Origin of the sequence: Kitasatospora sp. LaBMicrA B282 (assembly GCF_050325825.1) — a bacterium.
Classification (GTDB): domain Bacteria; phylum Actinomycetota; class Actinomycetes; order Streptomycetales; family Streptomycetaceae; genus Kitasatospora.
The window spans coordinates 1-9,778 of sequence record NZ_JBNQTI010000235.1 but is presented as its reverse complement, the minus strand read 5'-3'; the positions used below and the strand labels follow the sequence as shown (position 1 = coordinate 9,778).

Annotated in this window: 9 protein-coding genes; 6 read left to right on the top strand and 3 right to left on the bottom strand. The window is 71.6% G+C overall.

Annotation, left to right across the window (positions count from 1 at the left end):
• The 3 genes from ACQRUO_RS36350 to ACQRUO_RS36340 all read left to right on the top strand — a co-directional run.
• On the top strand, positions 1-331 hold a 331-nt coding region (locus tag ACQRUO_RS36350), incomplete at its 5' end, for an ROK family protein (protein WP_428320446.1).
• 254 nt (positions 332-585) lie between these two features.
• A complete protein-coding gene (locus tag ACQRUO_RS36345) occupies positions 586-1,647 on the top strand; it encodes an alpha/beta hydrolase (RefSeq protein ID WP_428320445.1) in 1,062 nt (353 codons plus the stop codon).
• 313 nt (positions 1,648-1,960) lie between these two features.
• Positions 1,961-2,680, top strand: a complete 720-nt coding sequence (locus tag ACQRUO_RS36340; protein ID WP_428320444.1) for a hemerythrin domain-containing protein — start codon at positions 1,961-1,963, stop codon at positions 2,678-2,680.
• Positions 2,681-2,782: 102 nt separating this feature from the next.
• On the opposite strand, the gene ACQRUO_RS36335 is transcribed toward ACQRUO_RS36340, so the two are convergent.
• Positions 2,783-3,337, bottom strand: a complete 555-nt coding sequence (locus ACQRUO_RS36335) for a DUF1697 domain-containing protein (RefSeq protein WP_428320443.1) — start codon at positions 3,335-3,337, stop codon at positions 2,783-2,785.
• Between the two features lie 83 nt (positions 3,338-3,420).
• On the bottom strand, positions 3,421-3,777 hold the full coding sequence (locus ACQRUO_RS36330) for an arsenate reductase family protein (protein WP_428320442.1): 357 nt from the start codon (positions 3,775-3,777) through the stop codon (positions 3,421-3,423).
• Between the two features lie 58 nt (positions 3,778-3,835).
• On the opposite strand from ACQRUO_RS36330, the gene ACQRUO_RS36325 reads away from it, so the two are divergent.
• Entirely contained in the window at positions 3,836-5,074 is a 1,239-nt protein-coding gene (locus tag ACQRUO_RS36325; RefSeq protein WP_428320441.1) for a cytochrome P450, read from the top strand.
• 183 nt (positions 5,075-5,257) lie between these two features.
• Positions 5,258-6,460 (top strand): PP2C family protein-serine/threonine phosphatase, encoded by a 1,203-nt coding sequence (locus ACQRUO_RS36320; protein ID WP_428320440.1) that lies wholly within the window; start codon positions 5,258-5,260, stop codon positions 6,458-6,460.
• A gap of 258 nt (positions 6,461-6,718) precedes the next feature.
• On the opposite strand, the gene ACQRUO_RS36315 is transcribed toward ACQRUO_RS36320, so the two are convergent.
• Positions 6,719-7,678, bottom strand: coding sequence for a hypothetical protein (locus ACQRUO_RS36315; RefSeq protein WP_428320439.1), 960 nt, complete (start codon positions 7,676-7,678; stop codon positions 6,719-6,721).
• Between the two features lie 652 nt (positions 7,679-8,330).
• On the opposite strand from ACQRUO_RS36315, the gene ACQRUO_RS36310 reads away from it, so the two are divergent.
• Positions 8,331-9,683 carry a peptidase gene (locus ACQRUO_RS36310; protein WP_428320438.1) on the top strand — a complete coding sequence of 451 codons (1,353 nt, stop codon included), beginning with the start codon at positions 8,331-8,333 and terminating at the stop codon, positions 9,681-9,683.
• Positions 9,684-9,778 lie beyond the last annotated feature (95 nt).

Genomic DNA, 9,778 nt, shown 5'->3' with positions numbered 1-9,778 from the left:
GGCCGCCGCCCGCCCGGACGGCACCGGACGCGGCGCCCGGTGGGCCCGGCACCTGCTGCGCCGCCGGGCCCGGCGGGCGGGCCGGGCCGTCGCCACCCTGGTCGACCTGCTCGACCCGAGCCGGGTGGTGCTGGCCGGCGGCATCCTGGCCGCCGACGAGTACCTGGCGGACCTGCGCGCCGAGGTCGCCGGGCGCAGCCGCCGCGGGGCCGCGGCGGCCGAGGCCGTGGTGCCCGCCCGGTTCGGCGCCCGGAGCCTGGTGCGGTCCTCGGCGATGCCGGTGCTGGAGCGGGTCATCACCGAACCCTTCGCCTCGCTGGGGCTGCGGTGACCGCACGGGGTGACTGACGGTGCGTCAGAGTGCCGGGCGCCCGTTCGAGGTGGGCACGGTCTGCCGATCGGCGGGGGCCGATCGGCTGGACTTTGCCAAAGCGGAACCAAATGTTGGGAGGCGGGACGCCTGGTTGCAACCAGGGCCGGTCGGGGGCGCGTCATAGGATCAACAGCACCGAGCGCCGACCCCGCCCGGGTCGACGCCGCCCGGATCCACCGACCGGGTGCCGCCCTCCATCCGAAAGTCCCATCGTGCAGCCGCCGTTTGCCCGCTCCCGCACCGTCCTGTCCGCAGCCGCCGTGCTCGCCCTGGCGGCGACCCTCGCCGCGTGCGGCGGCAGTGGCGGCGACAAGTCGACGGCGCAGGCGGCGCCCCCGGCCGGCTCGGCCGCCGCCGGGGCCGCGGGCGGTGCTTCGCCGGGTGGCGCGGCCGCCTCCGCGGCGCCGAGCGGGAGCCCGTCGGGCGACTCCTCGAAGGTGTCGATGCCGACCGGGCCGGCGACCCAGCTGACCAAGGCCCGGGACACCGCGGCCGGCCCGATCATGATGACCACGCTCGCCGGCAAGAAGTCCGGGGTCACCGGCAAGGTCTGGATCTGGCTCCCGCCGGAGTACAACGACCCCAAGTACGCCAACTACGGCTTCCCGGTGCTCACCCTCTACGCGGGCGGCCAGAGCAACGGCTACAACACCTGGACCGACGACCAGCTGCCGATCCAGGTGGAGGACGAGGACCTGGTCAAGCAGGGCAAGGCGCACCCGTTCATCATGGTGATGCCGGTGCAGAACCTGGTCGCCGACGAGAAGCAGACCCTGGACTGCAGCGACATCCCCGGCCAGCCGAAGATGGGCACCTGGATGTCGCAGGACATCCCCGACTTCGTCCGGGCCAACTTCCGCACCCTGAAGAGCCGCGACGGCTGGGGCCTGATGGGCGCCTCCACCGGGGCGTTCTGCAGCGCCAAGATGGTCATGCAGCACCCCGACATCTACAAGGCCGCGGTGCCGATCGACGGCTACTTCAACCCGGACTCCTCGTTCTGGAAGGGCCACGAGGCGGACCGGCTGGCGAACAGCCCCGACGTGCTGGTCAGCCAGAGCAAGGCGGACGTGCGGATGCTGGCCACCGCCGGCGGGGCGACCCCCGACGAGGTGCGGCTGGTCAAGGGCTGGGTGGCGAAGGCGGCCCCGCCCACCAAGATCGACTACTACGAGCAGCCCGGCGGCAAGCACCTCACCTCGCACTTCAAGAAGATGATCCCGGACACCCTGGTCTGGCTCACCCAGAACCTGGACGGGCCGACCGCGGGCTGACCGCGCCTCGTCCCTCGTCTCGCGTCCTTCATCTCGCGTCCCGAAGCGGGCGGCGTCGACCACTGGTCGGCGCCGCCCGCTTCGTCGTCCGGGCCCGCCGGCTTCGTCGTCAGTGTCCACCCGTGCGTCGTCCGGCGCTGCTGCTTCGGTGCCAGGACCCGCCCTGACCTGCGCAGCAATCCGCCATTGATTCCCCTCTGATCGACTGTCAGCACGCTGGAACGCAACGCCGCGCCTCCCGCACGCCCCGTTCGCCGCCGCGGGATCCGCCACCGGTATCCGCCCCCGCCATGACAGTCCTGAAGAGAGTGCCATGCAGCCGCAACTGCTCACCGTTCCCGCCCAGAGTGGCCCGACCGAGGCGGTGCCGGCCGTGCGCCCAGTCCGATTCGCCGGTCTGCGCCTCGTCCACGCCGCGTTGCGCCGCGACCTCGCGCGGCTGCCCAACGCCCTGCGCCTGCTGCAGCCCGGGGACGAGCCGGGCGCCGAGGCGCTGCGGCGGCACTGGGACTTCCTCACCGCCATGCTGACCTGCCACCACGAGCAGGAGGACCGCCGGCTCTGGCCGCTGCTGCGCCGCTTCGCCCCGGAGCTGCGGCTGCTGGTCAACTGGTTGGAGGACGACCACCACAACCTGGACCACTCCTTCACCCGCACCACCACCCTGATGCGGATCGCCACCCGGGACCCGGCCAGCGCCTGGTCGGTGGCGTACGCGGTGGAGGACCTGGCCGCCCGGCTGGAGACCCACCTGCGGATCGAGGAGGAGCAGGTGCTGCCCGTGATGACCAGCCTGTTCGCGCCGCAGTCGCGGGTCGGCACGCTGGGCGAACTGCTCGACCTGCTGCGGCTCGCTGACGGCCCGGGCGCCCCGGACGCGCTGGCCTGGCTGCTGGAGGGGGTGGCGCCGGAGCAGATCGAGGCGCTGATCGCCGAGTGCGACGACCTGACGGCCCGCCAGTGGCCGCACTGGCAGGCGGTCTACGCGCGGTGCTCGGCCGAACTGTGGGGGCCGGCGGCCACGGTGGAGTGAGCCGGCGGTGCGGGCGGACGTCGGCCGGGTCGACGTCCGCGCCGATCGGCTGGGTGGACGCCCGCCCCGAACTCGTGTGCTGCCGTGAAGTCCTACAGCCCGTCAGCCCTTCCGGGCCGCGGCGAGGATCTTCACGGTGGTGTGGAAGAACCGCGCGGTGCCCTGGCCCCGGTAGGCCCGGCCGAAGGCGTCGGCCGCGTTGCCGGTGGGCCGGCCGCCGATCCGGTGGGCGACCACGAAGGCCTCGCCCGGGGTCGCTGCGATCACCTCCAGGTCGCCCTTGGGGGTGAGGTGCGGCAGCGCGAAGTCGGCGGGCAGCGGTTCGGAGAGGAAGACCACGCAGAGCCGGACGTCGTCGGTCACCTCGATCCCGTGGAACGGGTCGGCCTCGACCAGGGCGGCGACCTCGTCCACGGTGCGCAGCATGGTCGGCACCTGGAAGCCGAGGGCGGTCGCCAGGTGCGCCTCGATCCGCCGGGTCAGCGCGGCCCGGTCCACGGCGGCGTCGGCCCGGAAGAAGACGTTGCCGGTCTGGATGTACGTCCGGACCCCGGCCAACCCGAGCTCCGCGAAGAGTTCGCGGAGCCGGGCCATGGCCACGGTGCGGCCGCCGACGTTGACGGCCCGTAGGAAGGCGATGAAGGTCTGCTCTGCCACCCGCCCAGTCTGACCCATCGCGCTGACACGACGCCCCGGCCGAGCGCCCTGACCCACCGCCCTGACCTACCACCGCACGGGTCCTACGGGAGCACCGAACGCAGCGCCTCCGGGGTGCGGGCGACCACCGCGTGCCCGTCGTCGGCGGTGATGATCGGGCGCTGCACCAGGATCGGGTGCTCGGCCAGCGCGGCCAGCCAGCGGTCGCGGTCCGCGGCGGTGCGGCCCCAGCTGCGCAGGTCGAGCTCCTTGGCGACCGCCTCGTCCACGCGGGTGATGTCCCACGGGTCCAGCCCGAGCCGCTCCAGCACCTGCTCCAGCTCGGCCACGGTGGGCGGGTCCTCCAGGTAGCGGCGGACCGTGTACTCCAGGCCGGCCGCGTCCAGTTCGGTGAGCGCCGAGCGGCACTTGCTGCAGCGCGGGTTGATCCAGATCTCCATGCCGCCAGCCTACGCAGCCCCGGGAACCCGGCCCGGCCACCCCGCCGTTCCTCCGTACATGGACCGGATAGCGCACGCCGTGCCGGCGGACGGCACGGAACTCATCAACGCACTGCTGACCCCCGAGGGTTCGGCGGACCCCTACCCGCTCTACCGGGAGATGCGCGCGCTGGGCCCGGTGGTCCGGGTCTGGGACGGGCTGCTGGTCACCACCGATTACCGGACGATCCACCAGGTGCTGCGCTCGCCGGCCTTCGGGGTGACGGACGCGGAGGCCCGGATCGGCTTCGAGCCGGACTTCCTGGAGCACTCCGGGAGCCGGCTGCTGAGCCGGTCGGTCCTGGAGACCAACAACCCCGACCACCAGCGGATGCGCTCGCTGATCTCCTCCGTCTTCACCCCGCGCCGGGTGGCGCAGTTGGCCGACGCGATCCGGGCCGCGGTGGCCGGACTGCTGGACGAGCTGGCCGAGCTGGGTGCGGGCGGCGCCGCCGTCGACTTCATGGACACCTTCGCCTACCGGCTGCCGGTCGGGGTGATCTGCGAGCTGCTCGGCGTCCCCGCCCGCGACCGGCACCGCTTCCGGACGCTGGCGAGCGACCTCACCGCCACCCTGGAGGTGCTGGTCGCCCCCGAGGAGCAGCAGGCGGCCGACACGGCGGCCGACGAACTGTCCGACTACTTCGTCCGGCTGGCCGCCGAGCGGCAGGCTTCGCCGCGCGAGGACCTGGTCAGTGCGCTGGTCCGGGCCGGGGCCGACGGCCGGTTGGACGGGCAGGAGCTGCTGGCCAACCTGGTGCTGCTGCTGGTGGCCGGCTTCGAGACCACCACCCACCTGCTGGGCAACGGCCTGGACCTGGCCTTCCGGCACCCGGCGGCCGCGGCCGGCCTGCGGGACGGCACGCTCGACCCGGCCGGGTACGTGGAGGAGGTGCTGCGCTTCGACAGCCCGGTGCAGATCACCTCGCGGCTGCCGCGGCAGGCCGGCGCACTGGTGGGCGGGCTGCCGCTGGTGGAGGGCAACGGTGTCTTCCTGATGATCGGCGCGGCCAACCGGGACCCGGAGCGCTACCGCGACCCCGACGCCTTCGACCCGACCCGCGCCGACAGCCAGCCGCTCTCCTTCGGCGCCGGTCCGCACTACTGCCTGGGCGCCCAACTGGCCCGCCTGGAGGCGACGACCGCACTGCCCGCCCTGCTCACCCGGTTCCCCGGGCTGGCACCGGCGGGCGCCCCGACCCGGCGCCCACGCGTGGTGCTGCGCGGCTACCAGTCGCTGCCGGTCACCGTGGGGTAGCGGGGGCGCTCAGCGGTGTCGCGCGGACGACCGGACGATGACCGGATCACTCGGACGATCGGATAAGCAGCCGGTCGGCCAACCGGGACCTTGGTCCCGACCCGGCGGGCCGAAGGGCCTCCGGTGACCGGCCGCCCGGTACGCGACCATGGAGGCACCCCCAGACGACCGAGGAGGTCAGCCGTGTCCACCAGGTTCGCCGCGCCGCCGCACCCCGTGCCGGGACTCGTTCCCGACCCGGGGGACGCGCGCCGGACCCCGGTGACGCGGCTGCGCCGCAGCCTGGCGGGCCCCGCGCCCGGGTCGGACTTCGAACCCGAGCCGATGCCGCGCTGGGTGCGCTGGCTGCCGGTGCTGCTGATCCTCACCGACCTGCTGATCGAGGTGGTCCTCCCGCAGACCACCGCCGCCGGCTTCCTGCTCACCGCACTGCCGGTGCTGGTCGCCTTCGGCTTCGGCGCCGTCACGGTGGCCGCCTCCGGCGTGGGCGCGGTGGCCCTGCAAATGGTGCTGGCCGCCCGGGTCGGCCACCTCTACGAGCACCACCACGTCTGGGTCTACCTCTCCACCATGATCGCGGCGCTGGCCGGCGTGATGCTGGCCCACCAGCGCACCCGGCAGGCCCGCAACCTGGTGCGCGCCCGCACGGTCAGCGAGGCGCTGCAGCGCACCGTGCTGCACCCGGTTCCGGAACAGGTCGGCGAGCTGCGCACGGCCGGCCGCTACCGGGCGGCACAGGCCGAGGTGGCGATCGGCGGCGACCTCTACGAGCTCTGCGACACCCGCTACGGCACCCGGGTGCTGCTCGGCGACGTGCGCGGCAAGGGCCTGGAGGCGGTCCGCACGGTGGCCGACCTGCTCGGCGCCTTCCGGGCCACCGCGCACGAGGTCGCCGACCTGACCGAACTGGCCGAGCTGCTCGACCGCCAGGTGCGGCGGGGCGCGGCCGAACGCGGCGACGAGGAGCTCTTCGTCACCGCCGTCCTGCTGGAACACCGGCCCGGCGGCGGGACCGTCCGGCTGGTCAACCGCGGCCACCTCGACCCGGTGCTGCTGACCGGCGGCACCGTGCAGACGGTGCACTGCCGCCAGGACCTCCCGCTCGGCCTGGGCCACCTGCGCGGCCCCGCCGGCCCACCGCAGGCCACCACCGTCCCGCTGCTCCCGGGCCAGACCCTGCTGCTGCACACCGACGGCGTCACCGAGGCCCGCGACGCCGCGGGCCGCTTCTACCCCCTCACCGACCGCCTGGCCGCCCGCTTCCAGGCCCGCGCCACCGTCACCCCGGACCAGGTCGCAGCCTTCGTCGCCGACGACGTGGCCCTCCACTGCGGCGCGGCCACCGACGACCTGGCGGTACTCACCCTGAGCCCAACGGGGCGCTGAGCCGGGAAATCCGGGACAGCCCGTCGACCAAGCGAGCCGAGCACCCTGAGCGCAGCAACGCCGCAGGGGGCGGAGACGCCCCCAGACACTGTGTCTCCGCCCGCTGGGCGGTGCTCGGTCACCGGCCCGTGCGCCGTTCCGCGAAGCGGTGTGGTGCACGTCTCGACGAGTTCGCCACTCCCCTCCAGTGGCAACGAGCGTCGTGACGAAAGCCGTGCGCTCTCGGAATGAAATGAGAATCCATGTCTCCGGTTCGGCTCAGATCCAGCCCCGCTCCCGCGCGGCCAGCGCACACTGGACCCGGCTTCCGGCACCGACCCGTCGCATCAGTGCCGCCACGTATGAGCGGTAGGTGCGCAGTGACATGTTGAGTTCGCGCGCACCGGTCTCGTCCTTCTCCACCCGCACCATCGCGTCCAGCACGCGCCGTTCCTGCTCGGTCGGCGGCTTGTGGTCGAGTTCCTCGGCCGAGGACCAGCAGCGTTCGAACAGGGCGACCAACGGCGCGATCAGCCCCGGCTGGCGCACCGACCAGACTGCACTGAAGGGATCGGCCGGCTCGGCCGGGAGCAGCGCCACCCGTCGGTCGAAGACCATCATCGGGTCCAGACCCGGCCGGGACACCTTGATCTGGGCTCCGATCGTGCGCAACTGCGGCCGTAGTCGGACCTTGTCGGCTGCGTCCAGGTAGCCCGGAGTCACGATCCCGCGCACCGCGGTACCGCGCTGCAGCACCGGCTGGAGCGACTTCCGGGCAGCTTGGATCAGCTCGCCGGGGAGCGTCCTCGGAATCACCGTGAGGACCTCCTCGAAGCTGCGCCCGGCGAGCTCGTCGATCGTCCTCGCCACGTTCGCGGGTCCGTCGACGAGTTCCATCCGACCGGCCACGGCGGAGCCGGCTCGGCCGAGGGTCAGGCCGCTGATCACGTGGTGCGAGGCGACCACCCTGCGGAGGCGCTGCTGCAACTGGGTCACCTGCTGGTCGAGAAGGCGCCCGACCGTGACCGCGGGATCGCCGAGCTCGACCGTCCTGCCGGCGGACCGTCGGATGAGGTCGAGGCCCTCCAGCGCGGCGAGCGCGGCTTCGACGGCGTGGGCCTCGAGCCCGGTGTCGCGGACCAGGTCCGAAACGCGGGAGTCAGGTCTCCGAAGCAGGGTCCGGTACACGGCCTCCTGCTCCACGGTCACTCCCAGGTGGCCGAGGTCGTTACGGGCCAATGACTTCCCCCCATGATCTGACGTTCAGCCCGCCACCGCACCGTAGGCCCGACGTCGACTGGCGGACTGTCGGCGCCCCGCTCCGGCCAGGCGGATGAGCTCGGGGCACCTGGTGGTCGGAGCTGACATCCGAGAAACCCGCGTGCTTCGGACTTTCCTGGGCCGCGGTCGGTTTCGCTGGTGGAAGGGCGTTTCAAGAAGACCCGATGGAGGCCGGTCCCGCAAGCCCCGCGTGTGTGCCTCGATGTGCTTCTCCGTGTACGGCCCTGAGTGGTGCCGCCGGCTCCGAAGGAACTCCGTCGGTCGATCCCGGACGCCTCGACTGTGCCGTTTCCTGCGGAACTCGGCGCATCACGATGCACGTCACCAGGTGCCCCATGCGAATTGGGACTTTGCAGTTTCATGCGCCCGACCTCGCAGGCAGCTGCACGAATGAATGCTTCGATGCGCGATGCGGCTGGGGTGTTTCCATGCCGGGTGCAGGATCCAGAAAAAGCGTTCTGCTCGACGCGAGCCGTGGTGTCCGAAAGGCGTCCCTGTCGGCTTCAGGCAGTTTCCCTGAGGTTCCGGAACTCGCGTACGGCCAGTTTGCGCTGTCCGGGAGAGCGACCTCTCCCTTCCGACACATTGACCGAGAGGGATCTGGAAACTGATGTCCAGGCGTCTTCTGGCCGGCGTTGCAGTAGCGGCGTCCATATTCACGTCAGCGCAGGCGGCCCACGCGGCCCCGGCACACAAGCCGTACACCGTTGCCCAGCTCATGACGATGGATGGACGTTCGATGTCCGCTGTCCTCAACCCGCTGCGTGCGGCTGCCGGCGCAATCGACGCGGCCGGCCGTGGGCCCGACAGAGCGATCTTCTCCGGGGTGCAACTCGACCCCGGCTACGACGGCGTGGACGTCTACCTCACTGACGTCTCCAAGGTCCACCAGGTCATTGCTGACGCCAACAGGCTCGCCCCCGGGTTCGACACCACTCTGGTCAAGGTGTTCAAGGGCGCCTACACGCAGGACCAGGAGCACGCTGCCCGGGACTCCCTGTTCGCGCAATCCCATGCCAAGGAACTTCCCTACACGGTCACAGGCGTTGGAGCCAAGGCGGACGGCACTGGCCTGACGGTAGAGGTCAACGATGTCGACGCCGCGAGGAAGCACTACGAGGCACATCCCGACGTCGCAGCCGTACGACCGTTCGCCATCGCCGGCCCCGTGCCGCAGGTGTCCGTCCCGATGACGTTCTCGCCGAGCAAGAAGGGGGTCAGCGCGGACTGGTCGGACACCAAGTGGCATGACGGGCAGCCTTTCATCGGCGGGGATGTCCTGACCACGGACGGCGGAACCTACTGCACCGCCGGTCTTCCCACGGTGCGCAACTCCGACGGTCGCGACATCCTGCTGACCGCCGGGCACTGCTTCGGGCAAGGCCAGGGCGTCTACACCGGCGGCGGCAACACCGGTGACTACTTCAACGGCCAGACCGGCAACTGGGTCGGCACCGAGATCTGGAACCAGACCGAGTGGGACATGGAGGAGTTGGATCAGGGCACCACCAACTCCCAGCCGATGAACAACGCCGACGAGTCCGATACCGACAACTACATTCCACTCACGTCGGTCTCGTACTCCTACAACAATGACTTCGTCTGCCAGGACGGCGCGGTCTCCTACTTCTCCGGTCACGGCACCCCGTGCTGGATCAAGGTGTACGACCAGGATTTCAAGGACACCCAGTGTGACCAGTGGGGCTGCCACGAGGTGCGAGGTGTGCGCGGCAACTCGCAGGCCGGCGACTACTGGGGCGCCATCCAGGGGGACAGCGGCGCCGTGGTCTTCACCATCAGCGGAGACAACAGTCGTCAGGCGCGTGGACAGATTTCCATGGTCTACGGGGGTGGCTACCTCAACTTTCATGGGGCTAGCCTGAATTACTCCCCTGACGTCTTCTGGACGGAGGCCCCGGACATTCTGGGCAGTGGCGGTCTGAGTCTGAACTCCCTCACCTGATCAGCTGCCTGGTGGGGGGACTTCTTGGGCTTTTTTTTTCCCCCCCCCTTCCCCCCCCCCCCCCCCCCCCCCCCCCCCCCCCCAAAAAACCCCCC

What these genes read in the sequence shown, in the direction of transcription:
- ACQRUO_RS36330 (WP_428320442.1), bottom strand. Translation starts at nt 3,777, where the DNA reads ATGGAGATCTGGATCAACCCGCGCTGCAGCAAGTGCCGCTCGGCGCTC.
- ACQRUO_RS36340 (WP_428320444.1), top strand. Translation starts at nt 1,961, where the DNA reads ATGCAGCCGCAACTGCTCACCGTTCCCGCCCAGAGTGGCCCGACCGAG.
- ACQRUO_RS36310 (WP_428320438.1), top strand. Translation starts at nt 8,331, where the DNA reads ATGTCCAGGCGTCTTCTGGCCGGCGTTGCAGTAGCGGCGTCCATATTC.
- ACQRUO_RS36325 (WP_428320441.1), top strand. Translation starts at nt 3,836, where the DNA reads ATGGACCGGATAGCGCACGCCGTGCCGGCGGACGGCACGGAACTCATC.